16 protein-coding genes are annotated in these 19,788 nt (G+C 64.4%); 12 read left to right on the forward strand and 4 right to left on the reverse strand.

What is annotated here, in order from left to right; translation table 11 throughout:
- The first annotated feature begins 33 nt into the window (after positions 1-33).
- The 5 genes from ABNU97_RS03555 to ABNU97_RS03575 all read left to right on the forward strand — a co-directional run bounded on the left by ABNU97_RS03555 (position 34) and on the right by ABNU97_RS03575 (position 6,291).
- Complete coding sequence (locus ABNU97_RS03555) at positions 34-2,016, forward strand: copper resistance system multicopper oxidase (protein WP_348765377.1); 1,983 nt, start codon at positions 34-36, stop codon at positions 2,014-2,016.
- Complete coding sequence (locus ABNU97_RS03560) at positions 2,009-2,818, forward strand: copper resistance protein B (protein ID WP_348765378.1); 810 nt, start codon at positions 2,009-2,011, stop codon at positions 2,816-2,818. The genes ABNU97_RS03555 and ABNU97_RS03560 overlap by 8 nt, the downstream gene beginning before the upstream one ends.
- Before the next feature lie 118 nt (positions 2,819-2,936).
- Complete coding sequence (locus ABNU97_RS03565) at positions 2,937-3,332, forward strand: MerR family transcriptional regulator (protein WP_348765379.1); 396 nt, start codon at positions 2,937-2,939, stop codon at positions 3,330-3,332.
- Positions 3,325-5,745: a heavy metal translocating P-type ATPase gene (locus ABNU97_RS03570; protein ID WP_348765380.1), complete on the forward strand. Its 2,421-nt coding sequence runs from the start codon at positions 3,325-3,327 to the stop codon at positions 5,743-5,745. Before ABNU97_RS03565 ends, ABNU97_RS03570 begins: the two co-directional genes overlap by 8 nt.
- Positions 5,746-5,901: 156 nt before the next feature.
- Positions 5,902-6,291, forward strand: a complete 390-nt coding sequence (locus ABNU97_RS03575; protein WP_348765381.1) for a DUF2267 domain-containing protein — start codon at positions 5,902-5,904, stop codon at positions 6,289-6,291.
- Positions 6,292-6,297: 6 nt separating this feature from the next.
- Here ABNU97_RS03575 and ABNU97_RS03580 read toward each other — a convergent pair whose 3' ends face one another.
- Entirely contained in the window at positions 6,298-7,518 is a 1,221-nt protein-coding gene (locus ABNU97_RS03580) for an MFS transporter (protein WP_348765382.1), read from the reverse strand.
- Between the two features lie 308 nt (positions 7,519-7,826).
- Between ABNU97_RS03580 and ABNU97_RS03585 the strand changes: the two genes are divergently transcribed.
- The 7 genes from ABNU97_RS03585 (at position 7,827) to ABNU97_RS03615 (ending at position 17,252) form a co-directional block, all read left to right on the forward strand.
- Positions 7,827-9,227, forward strand: coding sequence for a GGDEF domain-containing protein (locus tag ABNU97_RS03585; protein ID WP_348765383.1), 1,401 nt, complete (start codon positions 7,827-7,829; stop codon positions 9,225-9,227).
- Positions 9,228-9,353: 126 nt separating this feature from the next.
- Positions 9,354-10,976: an EAL domain-containing protein gene (locus ABNU97_RS03590; protein ID WP_348765384.1), complete on the forward strand. Its 1,623-nt coding sequence runs from the start codon at positions 9,354-9,356 to the stop codon at positions 10,974-10,976.
- A gap of 15 nt (positions 10,977-10,991) precedes the next feature.
- Entirely contained in the window at positions 10,992-11,435 is a 444-nt protein-coding gene (locus tag ABNU97_RS03595; protein ID WP_348765385.1) for a BLUF domain-containing protein, read from the forward strand.
- A gap of 569 nt (positions 11,436-12,004) precedes the next feature.
- Complete coding sequence (locus ABNU97_RS03600; protein WP_348765386.1) at positions 12,005-13,588, forward strand: gamma-glutamyltransferase family protein; 1,584 nt, start codon at positions 12,005-12,007, stop codon at positions 13,586-13,588.
- A gap of 158 nt (positions 13,589-13,746) precedes the next feature.
- On the forward strand, positions 13,747-14,568 hold the full coding sequence (gene murI / locus ABNU97_RS03605) for a glutamate racemase (protein WP_348765387.1): 822 nt from the start codon (positions 13,747-13,749) through the stop codon (positions 14,566-14,568).
- 405 nt (positions 14,569-14,973) lie between these two features.
- Positions 14,974-16,032 (forward strand): ferredoxin reductase, encoded by a 1,059-nt coding sequence (locus ABNU97_RS03610; RefSeq protein ID WP_348765388.1) that lies wholly within the window; start codon positions 14,974-14,976, stop codon positions 16,030-16,032.
- A 50-nt stretch (positions 16,033-16,082) separates the two neighbouring features.
- Positions 16,083-17,252, forward strand: coding sequence for an acyl-CoA desaturase (locus ABNU97_RS03615; RefSeq protein ID WP_348765389.1), 1,170 nt, complete (start codon positions 16,083-16,085; stop codon positions 17,250-17,252).
- Positions 17,253-17,351: 99 nt separating this feature from the next.
- Here the strand turns inward: ABNU97_RS03615 and ABNU97_RS03620 are convergent, their stop codons facing one another.
- The 3 genes from ABNU97_RS03620 to ABNU97_RS03630 form a co-directional block, all read right to left on the reverse strand.
- Positions 17,352-18,815, reverse strand: coding sequence for a sodium:solute symporter family protein (locus tag ABNU97_RS03620; RefSeq protein ID WP_348765390.1), 1,464 nt, complete (start codon positions 18,813-18,815; stop codon positions 17,352-17,354).
- Positions 18,812-19,039, reverse strand: coding sequence for a hypothetical protein (locus tag ABNU97_RS03625; RefSeq protein ID WP_293626681.1), 228 nt, complete (start codon positions 19,037-19,039; stop codon positions 18,812-18,814). The genes ABNU97_RS03620 and ABNU97_RS03625 overlap by 4 nt, the downstream gene beginning before the upstream one ends.
- A 60-nt stretch (positions 19,040-19,099) precedes the next feature.
- Positions 19,100-19,788 (reverse strand): M20/M25/M40 family metallo-hydrolase (locus tag ABNU97_RS03630; protein ID WP_348765391.1); only part of this gene is annotated, 689 nt, incomplete at its 5' end.

Raw genomic sequence — 19,788 nt, forward strand, 5'->3', positions numbered from 1 at the left:
ATCCGGCGCCGGGTTTCGAATTCGGGAGGACTCATGGGGCAACGAACCACGGATAGCGACCGCCGCCGCCTGTTGCGCGCCATGGGTGCGAGCGGCCTGCTGGCCGGCTTCAACGCCCTGTTGCCGGCCTATGCCCGGGACAGGGGCGCCGACGCACGACAACAGCCGAGCGCCCCCGCGGCCCGGGGCGCAGGCGGGGCGCCCCGGGATGTCGCCATGGATCTGCACGTGCGTCGCGAGCGCATCGATATCGCCGGCGGCCGGGCCTCGGCGCTGACCATCAACCACAGTACGCCCGGCCCGATCCTGGAACTCTGGGAAGGCCGTAACGCCCGTTTGCGGGTGCATAACCATCTGGATGAACCGACCTCGATGCACTGGCACGGCCTCTTGCTGCCGTTTCAGATGGACGGCGTGCCCGGTGTGGCCTTCCCGGGGATCGCCGCGGGCGAGCGCTTCGAAGTCGATTTCCCGGTCCGGCAGGCGGGCACCTACTGGTATCACAGCCATTCGGGGTTGCAGGAACAAAGCGGCCAGATCGGCCCCATCGTGATTCATCCGGCCGACGACGACGGCATCGACGCCGACCGTGAGTACGTCATCGTGCTCAACGACTGGACCTTCGAGGACCCGCACCGCATCGTCGCCCGACTCAAGAAGATGAGCGACTACTACAACTTCAGCGAGCGCACCCTGGGCGATCTGGCCGAGGATTTTCGTACCGCCGGAGTCGCCAGCACCCTAAGAGACCGTCTGGCCTGGGGCGAAATGCGCATGAGCGCCCGCGATATCGCCGACGTGACGGGCCATACCTACACCTATCTCATGAACGGCCTGCACCCCGAGGCCAACTGGACGGGGCTGTTCACGCCGGGCGAGCGTATCCGCCTGCGGGTGATCAACGCCTCGGCCATGACCTATTTCAACGTGCGCGTGCCGGGCCTGCCGATGACCGTGGTCGCCGCCGACGGCAAGGAAGTCGAACCGGTCGAGACCGACGAATTCCAGATCGGCGTCGCCGAAACGTTTGATGTGGTCGTCGAACCCACCGCCGACCAGGCTTATACGGTCATGGCCGAAAGCATGGACCGCAGCGGTTATGCCCGCGGCACCCTCGCGCCGCGCGTGGGCATGGCCGCCCCCGTGCCCGCGCTGCGCGAACAGCCACAGCGCACGATGATGGACATGGGCATGGCCATGGGCGATATGGATACGGGCCACATGAAGATGGGCCACGACCAGCACGGCGACGCGATGAGCCAGGGCATGAACCATGACTCGATGCCGGGCATGCCGGCCGCGCAAGAGAACCACGGCATGGCCGGCATGGACCATACACGCCATCAGGGTCACGCCACCGACGGCACGACAACGGCGGGCATGGACCACGACATGAGCAAGATGACCCGCGGCAGTGGGCCAAACGCCGAAAATACGGGCACCGGCGCGATGATGGAACAGGCGGGACCGGTCGTCGCCGAACACGGGCCCGACATGCACGGCGCGGGCAATATCAATGTCGCCACCGTGCAGCGCGACCGGCTGGCCGAACGGGGCACCGGCCTCGAGCACGTCGATCATCGCGTGCTTACCTACAGCCAGTTGCGCAACGTACGGCCCATGCAGGATCGCCGCGAGCCATCACGCACCATCGAAATTCATCTCACGGGCAATATGGACCGCTACATGTGGTCCTTCGACGGCGTGAAATATTCCGATTCGACGCCGATCGAGTTCCCCTACGGCGAGCGCATCCGCCTGATCCTGGTCAACGACACCATGATGGAGCACCCGATCCATCTGCACGGCATGTTCATGGAGCTGGAAAACGGCCAGGGCGACCGGCTGCCCTTCAAACACACGCTGAGCGTATTGCCGGCCTCGCGTGCCTCGCTACTCGTCACCGCCGACGAGCCGGGCCGCTGGGCGTTTCATTGCCACCTGCTCTACCACATGGAAATGGGCATGTTTCGCGTTGTGCGCGTGAGCGACCGGGCCGGAGGCGCCGATGCATAACCAAGCACTCACGCTCCTGTGCTGCGCCCTGCTGTCGGGCGTGAATACGTCGGCATGGGCGCAGGCCGACGGCGACGGCAAGGCCGCTCTGGAGTCGGTGATTCCCGCGGGCCCGGCCGACCCCAACAGCGGCGCTCCGGCCGCATGGAACAAACCGATCCACGACCAACAGACCCATACCTTCGTGCTGCTCGACCGCCTCGAATACGGCGACGTCGACGGCACCAACAACTATCTCTGGGATGCCCAGGCCTGGATCGGCGGCGATCTCAACAAGCTCTGGCTCAAGACCGAAGGCGAAGGGCCCATGCACGGTGGCTCGCCCGAGGACACCGAATTCCAGGCCCTCTACAGCCGCACGATCTCGCCGTTCTGGAGCGCCCAGGCAGGCCTGCGCTACGACATCAATCCCAACCCGGACCGCGGCTTTGCCGTGCTCGGATTACAGGGCCTGGCCCCGTACTGGCTCGAAACCGATCTGGCCGCCTTCGTCAGCGAAGACGGGGACGCCAGCCTGCGCGGCGAGTTCGAATACGAACTGCTGCTCACCCAGAAGCTGATCCTGCAGCCACGGGCCGAAATCAACGTCGCCGTCCAGGACGTGCCCGCCTACGGCATCGGCAGCGGCCTGAACAATACCGAGATGGGGCTGCGCCTGCGCTACGAATTCATGCGCGAGTTCGCCCCCTATATCGGCGTGCGCTGGGAGCAGACCTACGGCGACACCAAGGACATGGCCCGCGCCGAGGGCGAAGCCACTTCCTCGACCGCTTTCGTGGTGGGCCTGCGCGCCTGGTACTAGCGAAACCCGGGCACAACGTCCCTGCCTTCAGCCCGAGCAGATGCCAACGCTGCAATAAAGGCTTGACTCTGTAGCCGACTACAGACTTAAGGTTTGAAGTCCCTAAGCAGGTGACGCCATGACCTATTCGATCGGACAACTGGCCAAGGCCACGGATACGGGTATCGAAACCATTCGCTACTACGAACGGCGAGGCTTGATGCCGGAGCCGCCGCGCGCGGCCAGCGGCTATCGGCGCTACCCGGCCGATGCCGTTCAGCGGCTGCGCTTCATCCGCCGCTCGAAGCGGCTGGGCTTTACGCTCGACGAGATATCGGCCCTGCTGCAGCTGCAGGCCGGCGGCCAGCGCGCGGATATCAAGGCGATTGCCGAGGCCAAGCTCGAAGAGATCGAAACCCGCCTGGACGATTTGCAGCGCATGCGCACCACGCTCGAAGACATGACCCGGCGCTGCTCGGGCCACGGCCCGGTCGAGGGCTGCCCCATCATCGAAACGTTGAACGACAATGAGTGATTGCTGCCACGCACAGGCCGACCACGACAATACGGCCAAGGACCCGGTCTGCGGCATGACCGTGGTGCCCGGCGAAAAGCCGCACTACGACTACAACGGTCAGACCTTTCATTTTTGCTGCACGCGCTGTCGCGAGCGTTTCGCCGGCGATCCGGAATCGTTTCTGAACCCGGTACAAGACGATACGCCCGCGCCGCCCGGCACGCGCTATATCTGCCCCATGTGTCCGGGCGTGGAAAGCGACCACCCGGACGATTGCCCCAAATGTGGCATGGCGCTGGAACCGGCCAAGCCGCCGAAACGCCAGACGCAGTACACCTGCCCCATGCACCCGGAAATCGTCGAAGACAAGCCCGGCGACTGTCCGAAATGCGGCATGGCGCTGGAGCCCACCGCCGTCAGTCCGGACAGCGAAGATCCGGAACTCCAGGCCATGCAGCGTCGGTTCTGGATCAGCCTGCCGCTGGCCGGCGCCGTGTTCGTACTCGCCATGGGCGACATGATTCCCGGCGTGGATCTGCACGCCTGGCTGGGTGCGGGCTTCGGCTGGCTGCAGTTCACCCTGGCCACGCCGGTGGTGTTCTATTGCGGCGGCTTCGCCTTCAAGCGCGCCTGGCAATCGGTGGTCAACGTCAGCCCCAATATGTGGACGCTGATCGCGCTCGGCGTGGGCGCGGCCTATGGATTTTCTATCGTCGCCCTGCTGCTGCCGGGTGTATTGCCCGCCGCGTTCGCCCAGAACGGACATACGCCGCTGTATTTCGAGGCCGCCGCGGTGATCATCACCCTGATTCTGCTCGGCCAGGTCATGGAAGCGCGTGCCCGCGGCGCGACCTCGCGTGCCCTGTCGGCCCTGCTCGATCTCGCCCCGCCCAGCGCCCACCGGCTCGACGACGACGGCAACGAAACCGATGTCGCCCTCGACGATCTGGCCGCCGGCGACCGCCTGCGGGTACGCCCGGGCGAAAAGGTGCCGGTGGACGGCGTAATCGTCGACGGCCGTTCCACGCTGGATGAATCCATGATCACCGGCGAGCCCGAACCCCAGAACAAGCAATCCGGCGACAAGGTGACCGGCGGCACGGTCAATCAGGCCGGCGGCTTCGTGATGCAGGCCGAATCGGTCGGCGACGACACGGTGCTGTCGCGCATCGTGGATATGGTCGCCGCCGCCCAGCGTTCACGCGCGCCGATTCAGGGCATGGCCGACAAGGTGGCCGGCGTGTTCGTGCCGGCGGTGGTGCTGGCTGCCGTTATTGCCTTTGCGGCATGGGCGTTGTTCGGGCCGGCACCGGCACTGTCCCATGCGCTGGTAGCCGCCATTTCGGTGCTCATCATCGCCTGCCCCTGTGCGCTGGGCCTGGCCACGCCGATGTCGGTGATGGTGGGCATCGGCCGCGGTGCCCGCGAAGGCGTACTCATCCGCGACGCCGAGGCGCTCGAGCGCATGCAGGACGTCGACGTGCTGCTCATGGACAAGACCGGCACCCTCACCGAAGGCGCGCCGCGCGTGGTCGCTATCGAGACGGCGGGCGGTTTCGACGAGGCCGAACTGCTGCGCCTGGCCGCGAGCCTTGAGCGCGCCAGCGAGCATCCGCTGGCGCGCGCGATCTGCGCGGCCGCCAGCGAACGCGAGCTGTCGCTCGAACAGGCCGGCGATTTCGAATCGATCACCGGCCGGGGCGTGGCCGGGCGTATCAACGGGCGTACGGTTCAGGTCGGCAATGCCGCACTGATGACGCATTACGGCATCGACACCACGGCACTGACGACCCAGGCCAACGAACGCCGCGGTAGCGGCGAAACGGTGATGTGGATCGCCGTCGACGGCGCCCTGGCGGGCTTCGTGGCCGTGGCCGACCCGATCAAGGCCAACACCCGGGATGCGGTGGCCATTCTGCACGAGGCCGGCCTGCGTCTGGTGATGCTCACCGGCGACAGCGAAGCCACCGCAAAAGCGGTCGCGGCCGAGCTGGGCATCGACGAAGTCCATGCCGGTGCCCTGCCCGAAGACAAACACGCCCTGGTGGAAAAACTTCAGCAACAAGGGCACCGCGTGGCCATGGCCGGCGACGGCGTGAACGACGCGCCGGCGCTGGCCCAGGCCGATGTGGGTATCGCCATGGGCACCGGCACCGATATCGCCATGGAAAGCGCGCCGATTACGCTGGTGAAAGGCGATCTGCGCGGCATCGCCAAGGCCCAGCGACTCTCGGCCCAGAGCATGCGCAATATTCGCCAGAACCTGTTCTTTGCCTTTGCCTACAACGGCATCGGCGTACCCATCGCAGCGGGCGTGCTGTATCCGCTGCTGGGCACCCTGCTGTCGCCCATGCTCGCCGCGGCAGCGATGAGCCTGTCGTCGGTGTCGGTGATAACGAACGCGCTACGCCTGCGCGCAGCCTCGCTCTAACCGATCTTTGTTGCGAGTGGCCACGCCCGTGACCCGTGCATGCCCGCAATTACGTGGTTGTCCCGATAGCCGCGCGGGGTCAGTGCGGGCACAGTCGCTGGCCAGTGGATACGTTTGACGGCGTATCCGAATCGAACGACAGAACAGGGATTGCCCATGCAGACCGAAGATTTCATTGCCCGCGTAGAACAGGCCAGCGGCGTTAACGATCGCACCGTAGCCACCAACGTGACATTCGCGACCATCGAATCGCTGTGCCTGCACCTGCCGCAGGAAGAGATTCGCAAGCTCACCTCGCAGCTGCCGTCGGAACTGTCCCAGTCTGCGCTCAAGGGCGGCCAGCAGCACACCGGCGATGCCGAAGGCTCGGTGGCCCTGGACGATTTCTATAGCAAAGTCGCCACCCGCGCCAATATGGACGCAAACGACGTGCAGGAACCCGTGCGTGCGGTGATCAATACGCTCAAGCAGGCGGTAACCACCGGCGAATTCGTCGACGTCACCTTCGACCTGCCGCCCGAGCTGAATACGCTTCTGGCCAGCTGATACGCCCTAGGGCAGACGCGACGCCGGCCCGCCCCGGGCCGGCGCATTTTCAATCTGCGCGAGCTTGCGCATCGCGATCGTGCCGACCAGCGGCCCAAGCGCGAGCAGTGCGAACGCATACGACCAACCCATGGATTCATGCACGATCGGTATCAGCCAGATCGTGGGGATGGTCAGCACATAGCCGATGGCCTGCTGCAGCGTCAGCGCGGTCCCGACATAGCGCTGATCGCCCAGCTCCGTGATCGCGGTCGAGAACTGGGCCGAATCGGCTACCACCCAGAATCCCCAGATCAGCCCCACGATCAGAATGAGCGGCCAGGCGGTGGTCGGAATGAAACCGATAATCAGCGCACAGCCGCCGGATACGACCATGGCCAACACGGTGGCTTTGCCGCGCCCCCAGCGATCGCCCAGAATACCGCCCACCCAGCAGCCAACCGCCCCCACCCCGATGGCGGCAAAGGTGGCGACCGCGCCCAGCGCCCGGGGTGCCTCGAACGCATTCCTATCAAGCACATCGCCAAGAAATACGCCGAACCAGGCCCACATGGCATAGAGCTCCCACATGTGGCCGAAGTAGCCGATACAGGCCAGACGCACCGGCCGATCCGAAAACACCTGCCAAGCCTTGCGCGGGTCGAACACGGCACGCGGGAAGTCGAACGGCCCGTCGCGGCCGAGATAGCGGGCGATCACGCCGCCGGCGAAGGACATGATCGAACTCGCGGCGATCACCACCCGCCAGTCCAGCCCGCCCAGTCCGTTGACCAGATGCGGCGCGCCCGACCCGAGGGTCAACGCACCCACCATGATGCCCAGCGCCGTGCCGCGCTTAAGCTTGAACCAGGTCGCCATCGCTTTCAGGGCAGGCGGATAGACGCTGGCCAGGCCAATGCCGGTGAGCACGCGCAGTAATACGGCCAGGGCCACCGGCGGGGCCAGCAGCAACGCCGCGTTGGAGATCGCGGCCAGCAGCGCGCCGTAGAACATCAGCCGGCGCGGCGCCATCCGATCGGCGATATTGAAAACCGCGCTGGCCAGCGCGCCGATCACGAAGCCAAGCTGTACCGCGATGGTCATCCAGGCCGCCGCACCCGGCGATAGGGCCCAGCCGGCACGCAGCTGGGGCACGACCGCGGTGGCCGAAAACCAGGCCGTCATGCCCAAAAGCAGCGCCGCCGCAAGAATCAGCAATGCCTGCCAGCGACCCGCGGGATCAGGCACGCCGCTGCTCGACGCTTTCACCGTCATCGTTCGGGCTCGACGGGCGCGCCACCACGCACACGCCACGAATATCCCGGGTGGTCGATCAGCAAGGTCTATCCTCCGGTTCGCGGTTCAAAGCGGTCTTGACGCCGCCTGGGTATGGCATAGCACATGCCCGGCCGGCGGTAAAAGCCATACTTCGCACAAAGGCCGGGCGGGTTTGCGGTACGCTTTGGAGGTGGCCAGATCGCGCACGCGATGTTCGGCGGCGAAACACGCGACCCTACGCGTGCCAGGGGGGCATCTTGAAAAACCTAAGCGCAGATATGATCGCAGACGAAGCACTGGCGCTCGACAGTCAATCGCTGCGTGTTCTGCTCGCCCGGGTGTTTGCCGAGGTCAGCGAGGCCGTCATCATCAGCGACGTCGACCGACGGGTGGTGATGACCAACGAAGCCGCCAACCGCCTCTTTCGTTATACCGCAGCTGAATTCGCCGGCCTTTCCACGGCGGCGTTATACGAGCGGCGTGAAGATTTCGAGCAGCTCGGCGCGACGCGCTACAACGCCCAGGCCGACGACGCCCGTCATACTTATCTCATGCGCTATCGGCGTCGCGACGGCAGCGTGTTCGAAGGTGAAACCACCGGCGGTGCGATCCGCCACGGCGACCGCGGTAAGCCGCTGTTTTTGGGAATTATTCGCGACGTATCGTCGCACATCGCCACGAACAAGGTGCTGCACTCGCTCAACCAGATCACGTCCGATCCGACGCGTGGATTCGAGCAACGCCGGCGTGAGATCGTCGAGCTGGGCGTCCAGCATTTCGCCATGGCCTACGGGGTGGTCGCGAAAATCGACGGCCAGCGCTACGAAGTCAAAGAGGCGGAATCGCCGGACGGCAGCATCGCCGTCGGCGCTATCTATGAACTGCCCGATACGTACTGCTATCACGTGCTTTCGAAGCGGGGTGCGTTCGGCGTTCATCACGCCGGCGAAAGCAAGCTCAAAGCCCATCCCTGCTATGCGAAATTCCGGCTCGAGTCGTATCTTGGCGCGCCGATCACCGTGGACGGCCGTGTTTATGGTGTGTTGAGTTTCTCCAGCTCCCTGCCCTCGTCACCCTTCAATCAGCAAGACTATGACCTGATCGCCATGTTCGCCCAATGGCTGGGTCATGAAATCGCCCGCGAACAGGATCTCGCCGCACTCCGCCATGCGCACGAACGACTTCAAACGCTTGCCACGCAGGACGAGTTGACCGGTCTGGCCAACCGGCGGCTGCTCTCCGAGCAGCTCGATCATGAACTCGATCGCGGCCAGCGCTATACGCGTAACCTGAGCGTGGCCCTGATCGATTTCGATCACTTCAAGCAGCTCAACGACCGCTACGGCCATGCCGCCGGCGATGCGGCGCTCAAACTGTTCGCCGATATCGCGCGCCAGACGCTGCGCAACAGCGACACGATCGGCCGCTGGGGTGGGGAGGAATTTCTGGCCCTGCTACCGGAAACAACGCTGCCCGCGGCCGCCAACACGCTCGAGCGCCTCGTGGCTCGCGTACGCGATACCCCGCTTGAAATCGAAGGCGAGCAAATCACCCTCACCGTCTCCGCCGGGGTGACCTGCGCCCAGAGCGACGAGACGCCGGCCCAGATCCTCAAACGCGCCGACGATGCGCTGTATTGCGCAAAGGACGACGGCCGGGATCGCGTGAATTACGGCTAGAGCGCGCGCCTGACCGCGACCACTCAAGTTGCCGATACAGCCGCCGATCAAACGTCGTAATACCAATTCTACTTGCGCAGATCCGGCGTAGCCGATCTGCCCAGTATCGCGCGCGGCGAACGGGCCATGAGTATGATCGACAGCGTGACGGAGCTTGAGGCGCTTGCCACGGGCATCGCCATCGTCGATGACGACAACGTCATCACGTATTCCAACACGACGTTCGCCCGGCGCCTGAATATCGACACGCTGCCGCGCCGGCTCACGGATATCGCGCTGGCCGAAGCCCGTTCGCGCGATCTGCTCGAATGGCAGCTGCGCGATATCGGCGAATCCGCATTGACGATCGAAATCGCGCCAGGCCGTTCGTTGACGCTCTATATCGGCGCCCGCCGCGATGGGCAGCGGCTGGTGATTGCCGCCATCGGCTGGCCACACCGCGACGAGTCCACGCTCGACCTCGCCGCCCAACTCGACCCGCTGACCGGCTTCGGCAATCGCCTGATGTATGCCGAACGCCTGCGTGAATTCGAAGCGCTAGGCGCGCGTTACGCAGCCGTTCTCGTTATCGATCTCGATCATTTCAAGCAGGTCAACGACACGCTCGGCCACGGCGCCGGCGACGAGCTGCTGGTTCTGGTCGCCCAGCGTATTCGGGCATCGACCCGTGGCAACGATACGCTCATCCGGCTGGGCGGCGACGAGTTCGTAATCCTCATTCCGGACGAAAAACGGCGCGAAGGTCTCGAAGCGCTGGCTCGGCGGCTGGTCGATCTGCTCGGGCGCCCGTTTCTTGTCGATGGCCATCAGATCAATATCGGTGCGAGCATCGGTATTGCCACACTCCTGGGCGACAGCGCGCAGCTACAGGATCTGCTGCGCCATGCCGATCTTGCCCTTTACGAGGCCAAGCATCAGGGGCGCGCTGGCCACTATGTGTTTCAATCCCATCTGGAACAGCGCGCATTCGACCGCCGCGACTTCGAAGTCGACCTACGGCGCGCGCTCGGTCTGCGCCAGTTCACGCTCCACTACCAGCCACAGACCTCGATGCGCGAGCAACGCGTGATCGGCTTCGAGGCGCTGATCCGCTGGGAGCACCCCACACGCGGTCGGGTCTCCCCCCTCGAGTTCATCCCGCTGGCCGAAGAACTCGGCGAAATCGCATCCATCGGCCGCTGGGTGATCCGACAGGCCTGCCAACAGGCCATGACCTGGGGCGACGAACGCCTGAGCGTGGCCGTGAATGTCTCGCCGGCTCAGTTCGCCGACGACGCCATCGTCGACGTCGTTCGCGATGCGCTCGCCCACAGCGGGCTCGCACCGGCGCGTCTCGAGCTTGAAATTACCGAGGGCCTCTTCCTCGAAGAATCGGAATCGATTATGCGTCGGCTGTGGGCTATCCAGGAACTTGGCGTGGCCATCGCGATCGACGATTTCGGCACCGGCTACGCATCGCTCGGCTATCTCAACAGCTTCCCGTTTTCCAAGATAAAAATCGACAAGTCGTTCATTCAGGCCGAGCCTTCGCCGCGTGCAAAGGCCTTGATCAGCGGCATTCTTGCCATGGGGTCGAACCTCGGCATGGCCACCACGGCCGAGGGCATCGAAACACTCGAACAATACCGCCAGCTCGAACACGAAGGCTGCAATCTGGCCCAGGGCTACTACATTGCCCGGCCCATGCCGGCCGAGCAGATCGCCGACTTTCTCGGCCAATTCCGCCTGTCCGCCGCGCAGGCGAGCTAGCCTTCAGGAGACACGATGCCCGATACGCTCTACCGCCTCGTTTATATGAGCCGTAACGATATTAGCGACGAGATCGAACCGCAGATCGGCGGCATTCTGGAAATCTCGCGCGAAAACAATCGCCAAGCCCAGATCACCGGCGCACTCATGTTCAATAGCGGCTGTTTCGCCCAGGTGCTCGAAGGCCCGCACCATGCGATCCAGGCCACCTTCGAACGCATCCAGTGCGACGAACGCCATTCCGACGTGACAGTGCTGTTGTTCGAGCCTTCGGATGCCCGTGTATTTTCCAGCTGGGCAATGGCCTACGTCGGCGCACAGGCCGCGGCGGAGCAACGTTTCGGGCATCTAGGGCGTGATAGCGGCTTCGAATTCGCAGCACTCGATGGCAACGAAATCTTTAACGTGCTGCGTGCAAACCTCTACGACGCAGAGCCGGGCGAGGGCGTGTCGTCATAAGATATGACGTCGCATTGCCCGCGCCGGGCGTGTCAGGCAAGGCGCGGGCCGCCGAGCGTGGCGGGCCACGGTCAAGGTCCGCAACGCCGCATGGCGCGTCCGGCGCGGACAACCCGGAGGGTCGACGGCCAAGCCGCGGCAATTCGGCGTTATCGCTCGCTTACGTGGCATGACCACGCTACGCTCGCGATGCCTTGTCTTGCCGCGGCTTGGCCGCCGATGCGCCGCCTTATCTTATGACGACACGCCCCAGGGCCTCTCGACCTTCCTGTCATGCCGGCGCGCACGCGACGCGCAGGGGCGACCCGGGCAGTCGTCTCTAACGAACATGCGCGTTCGAACATGCGCGTTGGAGACGCATTAACGGCTGCGCTACCCGAACCCGCACAGCCGCGGATGCCTCGCGCCGCTGGCCAGCCTTGACCGCAACGCCAGCGACCACCGACCGGCAACGCTTGCGCCGATCCATGCAAGCCACCATCTGCATACGGCATTATTCGGCTACAACCCGTTATTTAGACCGGGCCGGCCGATACGGCAACGCCCCTTAGTCACCCAGGACGCTATCCATGCTGCAAAGCGCGAAAGGCCGTTACGGCTGTGTCACCGCCCCGCATCTGTCGGCCGCTCTGGCCGGGCGTGATGTACTGGCCGCCGGCGGTAGCGCCATTGAAGCCATGGTCGCGAGCGCAGCGACCATCGCCGTGGTCTATCCGCATATGAACTCGATCGGCGGCGACGGTTTCTGGCTGATCAAGAAACCCGGTCAGGCGCCGATCGGCATCTCGGCCTGCGGGCGTGCTGCAGCACTGGCCACGCCGGACTGGTATGCCGGTCACGGCGAGCATGAACAGATCCCGGCCCGCGGCGCCCGCGCCGCGCTGACGGCGCCGGCCACGATCGCCGGCTGGCAGGCCGCGCTGAACCAGCTCGAGCGCGAGCCGATGGCGTTGAACACATTGCTCGCGCCCGCGATCGCCCATGCCCGCGACGGCTTCGTGACCACCGGCAACCAGGCGGCCTGCACTGCCGCCAAGGCCGACGAGCTGCGCGGCGTGCCCGGCTTCGCGGATATTTTCCTGCCCGGCGATCGCGCACCGCGCGAAGGCGATATCTTCTATCAGCCGGCCCTTGCCAACACGTTGGAAACGCTGGCCCGCGAAGGCCTGGACAGCTATTACACCGGCTCGCTGGCGGCAACGCATGCGGCCTATCTGGAGGCCATGGGCTCGCCGCTGCGTGCATCCGACCTGGCGCAATGCGCGGCCGATATCGTCGCCCCGCTGTCCACGCCGCTTTCGGTGGGCACCATCTACAACATGCCGCCGCCGACCCAGGGCGTGTCTTCGTTGATGATTCTGGCTTTGTTCGACCGCCTGAAAGTGGCCGAGGCCGAGGGCTTCGATCATCTGCACGGTCTGATCGAGGCCACCAAACAGGCGTTTCTGATCCGTAACGCCGAACTGGGCGACCCCGATCACATGAGCCGCCCGGCCGAATCCTGGCTGGAGGCCGCGCATCTGGACGAACTGCACGGCGCCATCGACCCGCGCAAGGCGCTGGACTGGCCCTACGAAGCCAAGGCCGGCGATACCATCTGGATGGGGGCGACCGACGCCGACGGCACCATGGTCAGCTTCATTCAGAGCGTGTTCTGGGAGTTCGGCTCGGGGCTGACCTGCCCGGACACCGGGGTGACGTTCCAGAATCGCGGGGCGGGCTTTTCGCTTGAACCCGGCGCGAACCAGCTTGCCCCCGGCAAGCGCCCTTTCCATACCCTCAACCCGGCCATGGCCGAACTCGACGACGGCCGGATCATGGCCTACGGCACCATGGGCGGCGAAGGCCAGCCCCAGACCCAGGCAGCCGTTTTCTCACGCTATGCCATGTACGGCCAGGGCCTGCAACGCGCGGTCACCGCACCGCGCTGGCTGCTGGGCAAGACCTGGGGCGATGCCACCACCAGCCTCAAGCTGGAAAATCGTTTCGAGCGGTCCCTGGTCGACGAACTCATCGCGACCGGCCACCAGGTGGAGATGATCGATGCCTTTTCCGACCTGGCCGGGCATGCCGGTGCGGTCGTGCGCCACCCCGAGGGCTATTGCGAAGGTGCGAGCGACCCGCGGGCCGACGGCGGTGCCGTCACGCTCTAGGGCGTGCCAGGCAAGGCGCGGGCCGCCGAGCGTGGCGAGCCACGGTCAAGGCCCGGAACGCCGCATGGCACGCCCAGCGCGGGCAATGCGCCGCCTTATCTCACGACGACACGCCCTATGCCAGAATAGCCGGCTTTCGCAGGCAGACCCCAACAGGCATGGCACGGCGTCCTATTCTGGTATTCGACTCCGGCATCGGCGGGCTGACCGTGCTGCGCGAAATCCGGCAGGTGTTGCCCGATCGCCGCCTCGTCTATGTGGCTGACGATGCCGGCTTTCCCTACGGCGACTGGGACGAAGACCGGCTGCGCGATCGCCTGATCACACTGATGGGCCGCCTGTTGAGCGACCACACGCCGGAAATCGTCGTCATTGCCTGCAATACGGCCGCCACACTCGCACTGGCGGATCTACGCGCGGCGTATCCGACGGCCTGTTTCGTGGGCACGGTACCTGCGATCAAGCCGGCCGCCGAGCGCAGCCGCTCGCGGCTGGTATCGGTACTGGCCACACCGGCGACCGTGCGCCGCGACTACACCCGCCAGCTGATCGCAACGTTCGCGGCCCATTGCGAGATCAACCTGGTGGGCAGCCGGCAGCTCGCCCGTCTGGCCGAGGCCCATGTTCAGGATAACGCCGACGACGACGCGGCGATCCGTGCGGAAATCGCCCCCTGCTTCGTCGAAAAGGCCGGTCAGCGCACCGATATCGTGGTGCTCGCCTGTACCCACTATCCGTTTCTGGCCGGTGTCTTCGAGCGGCTGGCGCCCTGGCCCGTGCAATGGCTCGATCCGGCGCCGGCGATCGCCCGCCACGTGCTCAGCGTGTCCACGGTCGCTCTCGGCCCGGCAGAGCCTGCGGCTGTGACCGGCGAAGGGACGGATCCTGTTGCCTTGTTTACGTCCCGACGACCCAATCCGGCACAGCGCCGGCTGATGGAGCAATTCGGTTTGCGGGTCGCGGTACCGGGCCCGGACTGATCGCCTGAAAAAAGCGTGTGTCGTCGTTTAATTGCGCGATAGCGGCATGCCGCAGCGCGGACGGCGCCGGTCACCGGTCGTTGCGCATACCGATTTAACGTCGCTAACGCGCTGAATGACGATTATTAGAGCTTAAACCGAGTTCAAGTCGTCGCCTATGCGTACCGAATCTAACCCTCTGGTTTCGCGGCACTAATCGTAAAATAATCCATTTCAAAACCCACATCCCTGATCGATAAAGACGTTTCCGGCCGGCGGGTACGATTCATCCTGGCGCAATGGTGAAAAAGCATCGCCATATCTGAAACGAAACGCCTGTGCTACAACAAACCGAACAAAATAAGCAGTCGAAGCGCGCCGTAGAGCCCACACGACTGCAACGGCCATGCCGTGCGAGGAGATGCGATGAAACCGATCGTGAGGAAGGTGCTGAAGAGCTCTTTGGCGAAGTCACTGACCACGCCGCTGTCGGTCGATCACTACCTGGGGTTGATCGACAGCAAGCTTTCCGTCAACGAGCCGCGCGGACGTATTGCCGATGTCCAGCGCCAGACGCCCGACAGCGTCACCCTGACCATCGCCCCCAACGACAACTGGATCACGCCACGCCCGGGCCAGCATATTCTCTTCGGTATCGATCTCGACGGTGTACGTCATCGCCGCTGCTTCTCGATTGCAAGCGCGGCCCGTAACGACCGGGTGGAAATCACGGTCAAGCGCAACGGCGACGGCGTGGTCAGCAATTTTCTGGTCGACCGGGCCAAGGCCGGCCAGCTGGTCTATCTGAGCCATCCCGAAGGCGAGTTCTACCCCAACGTCGAACCGCCGGCCAAGGCATTGCTGCTGAGTGCGGGCAGTGGCATCACACCGGTGATGAGTATTCTGCGCTCCTGGATCGATCAGGACTGTCTGCCGGACGTGGTGTTCATGCACTACGCCAGCACCGACGAGGACATGATCTATACCGACGAGCTGGACGCACTGGCTGACGCCCATGCGTCGCTGTCGCTCGTCATCCGCTATACCCAGGAGCACGGGCGTATCGATGGCGACACGCTCGATCGCGAGATGCACGAACTTGGCGAACGCATGACCTGGCTGTGCGGGCCGTCGGGTTTCATGGACGCCGCCGAGTCGCTGCTCGACGCACGCACCACGAAGCCCATCTTTCGTGAACAGTTCGAGGCCAGCCGCCGCGAGGCCGCCCAGGGCGAAGGCGAGGTGCATTTCATCAAATCCGACGTGGCCGCCTCCGGCGACGAAGGCTCGCTGCTGGAAGTGGCGGAAAACGCCGGGCTGAACCCGCCCTATGGCTGTCGCATGGGCATCTGTCACAGCTGCAAGTGCCGCGTGAGCGAGGGCACGGTGCGCGACCTGCGCAACAACGAAGTGCGCGAGATTCGCGATACCGACATCCAGATATGTATCCATGCCGCGGCGGGCGACGTCGCGCTGGAAATCTAACAGGCGTTCTCGATGCAAGAACGCCGTTCTACCCAACCGAGGAGCAAATCATGGGCCGACCGACACATTTAAGCGACGCCGACGTCGAACAATTCGGCGCCGAACTCGACGCCCTGCGCGACGAGGTGATGAAAAGCCTCGGCAAGGACGACGCCCGCTATATCTATCGCGTGCTCAATACCCAGCGTTTTTCCGAAGTGGCCGGGCGCGCGCTGCTGTTTGCCGGCATCCTGCCGCCGGCCTGGCTGGCCGGCACCGCGCTGCTGTCGCTTTCCAAGATCCTCGAGAACATGGAAATCGGCCATAACGCCATGCACGGCCAGTGGGACTGGATGCAGGACCCGGCGCTGGACTCGGCCACCTACGACTGGGACAACACCTGCCCCGGGCGCGAGTGGAAGCATTCGCACAACTACATGCACCACACCTATACCAATATCGTGGGCATGGATCGCGACGTGGGCTATTCGATCCTGCGCATGAGCGAAGACCAGAAATGGAACCCGGCCTTTCTGTTCCAGCCGTTCTATGTGCTCGCCCTCGCCGCATTCTTCCAGTGGGGCGTGGCCCTGCACGACCTGGAATGGGAGCGCGTGGGCAAGGACAAAAGCTATGCCGAGGCGCTATCGCAGGGGCGCGATATCTGGCGCAAGGTTCGCCGGCAGGTGCTCAAGGACTATGTGCTGTTCCCGGTGCTGGCCGGGCCGATGGCGCCGTTCGTGTTTTCCGGCAACATGGTCGCCAACTTCAATCGCAACGTATGGTCGTTTCTGATCATCTTCTGCGGGCATTTTACTGAAGAAGCCGAGATGTTTCGTATCGAGGAAACCGAAAACGAAACCCAGGGCGAGTGGTATCTGCGCCAGATGCTGGCCTCGTCGAACGTCAACGGCTCGGTGCCGTTCCATGTGCTGACCGGCCATCTGGGTTATCAGATCGAACACCATCTGTTCCCGGACATGCCTTCCAACCGCTATCGCGAAATCGGGCCCAAGATCCAGGCGATCGCCGAACGCTACAATCTTAACTACAACACCGGTCCGTTCTCGAAACAGCTCGGCGGTGTGGCCAAGCGTATCCTGCGTATGGCGCTGCCCCATCGACGCAAGCGCAAGGGGCCGATGCCTTCGAGCATTCATCACGAACGCCCGGCAGCGAAAACGCAGGCCCAGCGGCGCACGCGCACGAACGGCTCGGCGGCCACGGCGGCTGCGCATTGAGAGCGAGATACCTGGCAGGGTCAGGCGATGCTTGACCCCGCAGGCTGACCGACAGCGCGCTACCCGTGGGTGGCGCGCTGTCCATAGAGCGCTCGTGCGCTACGCGTTTCGATATTCAGCCGCGAGTGCTTCATCAACCGGCTTGGTGATCAGGCTCACGGCCACGAAGATCGCGATATTGCACAGCAGGCCGATCAGGCCGGCGTTCATGTCCCAGGGCGTGGTATCCGCCACGATCTGGTAGTAGTAGTTGACGCCGATGCCCACCACCATGCCACTGATCGCACCCACGGCGGTGCCGCGCTTCCAGATCAGCGCGCCGTAGACCGCAGGCACGAACTGGGCGATCGACCCATAGGCGCCCACCAGCAGCGCGATGATCCCGGCCGCGCCGAAAATCGACAGCCAGTAGGCCGCCGCGCCGATGCCGACCACGGCCAGGCGCATGATCCATATCTGGGCGCGCTCGGACAGATCCGGCTTGACCGCACGACAGATATCGCGCCCGAAGGACACCGAACCGCCGTGGGTGATCGCATCCGAAGACGACATGGCCGCAGCCAGCGAACCCGCACCGATCAGGCCATAGAGCCAGCCGCTGGCACCGAGCTCGTTGGTGATGAGATAGGGCAGCAGCTCGTCGGCGCTGCCGAGCGCGTCCGGGGCGACCACGCCGATACCGGCATAGCCCACGAACAGCACCGGCACCAGGAAAATACCGAACAGCGGGAAGGCCAGCGTGGTGAGCTTGATGCGTTTTTCCGTGGTGGTATAGGACTTGGTGAACAGATGCGGCCACATCAGAAAGCCCAGGGCCGACACCACGATCACCGAGGCAAAGGCCATCGCCGACATGGGCGAGCCGTCACGCCCGATGGTCAGAAAATCCGGCTGCGCGGCGTTGATGGCCGAGAACATGTCGCTCGGCCCGTCGTGCAGTGTGTTCACCAGATAAAAGCCCACCGCCCAGGCGACGATGAGCATGAGCGCGCCCTGCAGCACATCGCTCCAGGCCGCGCCGCGCACGCCGGAACTGGCCACGTAGATGACCACGATCCCATAGGCCAGCAGCGCGCCGAACCAGTAAGGGATAACGCCTTCGGTGAGAATGCTGAAGATGAAGGCCATGCCCTTGATCTGCAGCGTCAGATACTGGATGAAGGCCAGCACCGAAATCACGCCGATCAATACCGTGAGCGCGCGTGAGCAATAACGATCGCCCACGAACTCGCCCAGGGTGACGAAGTTCTTGCGCGCGCCGATACGCCCGACCTTCGGCCCGAGCACGTACCAGGGCAGAATGCCCAGCGCCAGATAGGCCGGTACGAAATACGCAGCCGCGCCTTGCGAGAACGCCATCCCCGGCCCGCCCAGAAAAGCGAAGGCGCTGAAGACCGTACCGCCCATCATGAACCAGACCACGATGAAGCCCAGTCCCCGATCGGCGACCGCATATTCGGACACCGACCAGAACGAGCGCTTGCGGCCCGCCAGCAGCCCCAGTGCGAACGCGATGACCAGATAGACCAGCATCGAGCCCAGCGCGAACATCCAGTTGCTCATGTCTCGCTCCCGCGGCCGTGTTCATAGACATAGAAGCAAAGAATGGCCACAAACGCGGCCAGCTCGACCAACACGATCCAGAACAGATTGAACGGCAGCCCGAACACCAGCGGCTCGACGCGATCCGCAAAGGTGAATACGGGCACGGTCATCAGCGTGACCGCCGCGATCAAGAACACGATATAGGCGCCGGTCGCACTGCGACGCCTGGGTTTATTTTCCATGATGCTCCCTGCGATGAAAAGCCCGGCCGGCCCCAATGCATTTGGCCGGGCCGCGGCCGATTACGCCCCCTGGGCGAGCGTGTCCCGGGCCAGCTGCACGAACAGCGCAATGCCGGGCGCCATGATGCGGTCGTTGAAATCGTAGGCCGGGTGATGCAGCCCGTGCGTATGCGCGTCGTCGCCCGAACCGACATGGATATAGGCCCCCGGGCAGACATCCAGCATGTAGGAGAAATCCTCGCCGCCCATGCACGGCGGATAGTTCGGCGCGAGGGCAGCTTCGCCAAACGTCGAGGCGATCGCCGCGCGGGCCGTGGCGGTCGGGCCGGCATGGTTGTAGGTCACGCTGAACTTGTCCTCGATGGACAACTCGATGGTCGCGCCATAGTTTGCTTCCAGGCCCTCACAAATAGCACGCAGGCGTGCGCGGAGTTTCTCGCGGGTGTCGTTGTCCAGCGCGCGCAGCGTACCGGACAGCCGCGCGGTATCCGGAATCACCGCGAAACCGGCCAGATCACCGGCCTGAATCGAACACAGGCTGAGCACCGCCGGCGCCAGCGGGTCGATATCCCGCCCGACGATGGCATGGGCCTGGGTGATCAGATCGCCGGCGATACGTACCGGGTCGATACAGCCATGCGAATTGAGCCCGCCGTGGCCGCCGCGACCGTGAATCGTGATATCAACGCGATCGCCGCCTGCCATGATCGGGCCTTCGATCAGCCCGAACTGGCCGATCGGCAACGCCG

Origin of the sequence: uncultured Salinisphaera sp., assembly GCF_964012375.1 — a bacterium.
Lineage (GTDB): Bacteria > Pseudomonadota > Gammaproteobacteria > Nevskiales > Salinisphaeraceae > Salinisphaera.

What these genes read in the sequence shown, in the direction of transcription:
- ABNU97_RS03555 (WP_348765377.1), top strand. Translation starts at nt 34, where the DNA reads ATGGGGCAACGAACCACGGATAGCGACCGCCGCCGCCTGTTGCGCGCC.
- ABNU97_RS03560 (WP_348765378.1), top strand. Translation starts at nt 2,009, where the DNA reads ATGCATAACCAAGCACTCACGCTCCTGTGCTGCGCCCTGCTGTCGGGC.
- ABNU97_RS03565 (WP_348765379.1), top strand. Translation starts at nt 2,937, where the DNA reads ATGACCTATTCGATCGGACAACTGGCCAAGGCCACGGATACGGGTATC.
- ABNU97_RS03570 (WP_348765380.1), top strand. Translation starts at nt 3,325, where the DNA reads ATGAGTGATTGCTGCCACGCACAGGCCGACCACGACAATACGGCCAAG.
- ABNU97_RS03575 (WP_348765381.1), top strand. Translation starts at nt 5,902, where the DNA reads ATGCAGACCGAAGATTTCATTGCCCGCGTAGAACAGGCCAGCGGCGTT.
- ABNU97_RS03585 (WP_348765383.1), top strand. Translation starts at nt 7,827, where the DNA reads ATGATCGCAGACGAAGCACTGGCGCTCGACAGTCAATCGCTGCGTGTT.
- ABNU97_RS03590 (WP_348765384.1), top strand. Translation starts at nt 9,354, where the DNA reads ATGAGTATGATCGACAGCGTGACGGAGCTTGAGGCGCTTGCCACGGGC.
- ABNU97_RS03595 (WP_348765385.1), top strand. Translation starts at nt 10,992, where the DNA reads ATGCCCGATACGCTCTACCGCCTCGTTTATATGAGCCGTAACGATATT.
- ABNU97_RS03600 (WP_348765386.1), top strand. Translation starts at nt 12,005, where the DNA reads ATGCTGCAAAGCGCGAAAGGCCGTTACGGCTGTGTCACCGCCCCGCAT.
- murI (WP_348765387.1), top strand. Translation starts at nt 13,747, where the DNA reads ATGGCACGGCGTCCTATTCTGGTATTCGACTCCGGCATCGGCGGGCTG.
- ABNU97_RS03610 (WP_348765388.1), top strand. Translation starts at nt 14,974, where the DNA reads ATGAAACCGATCGTGAGGAAGGTGCTGAAGAGCTCTTTGGCGAAGTCA.
- ABNU97_RS03615 (WP_348765389.1), top strand. Translation starts at nt 16,083, where the DNA reads ATGGGCCGACCGACACATTTAAGCGACGCCGACGTCGAACAATTCGGC.
- ABNU97_RS03620 (WP_348765390.1), bottom strand. Translation starts at nt 18,815, where the DNA reads ATGAGCAACTGGATGTTCGCGCTGGGCTCGATGCTGGTCTATCTGGTC.
- ABNU97_RS03625 (WP_293626681.1), bottom strand. Translation starts at nt 19,039, where the DNA reads ATGGAAAATAAACCCAGGCGTCGCAGTGCGACCGGCGCCTATATCGTG.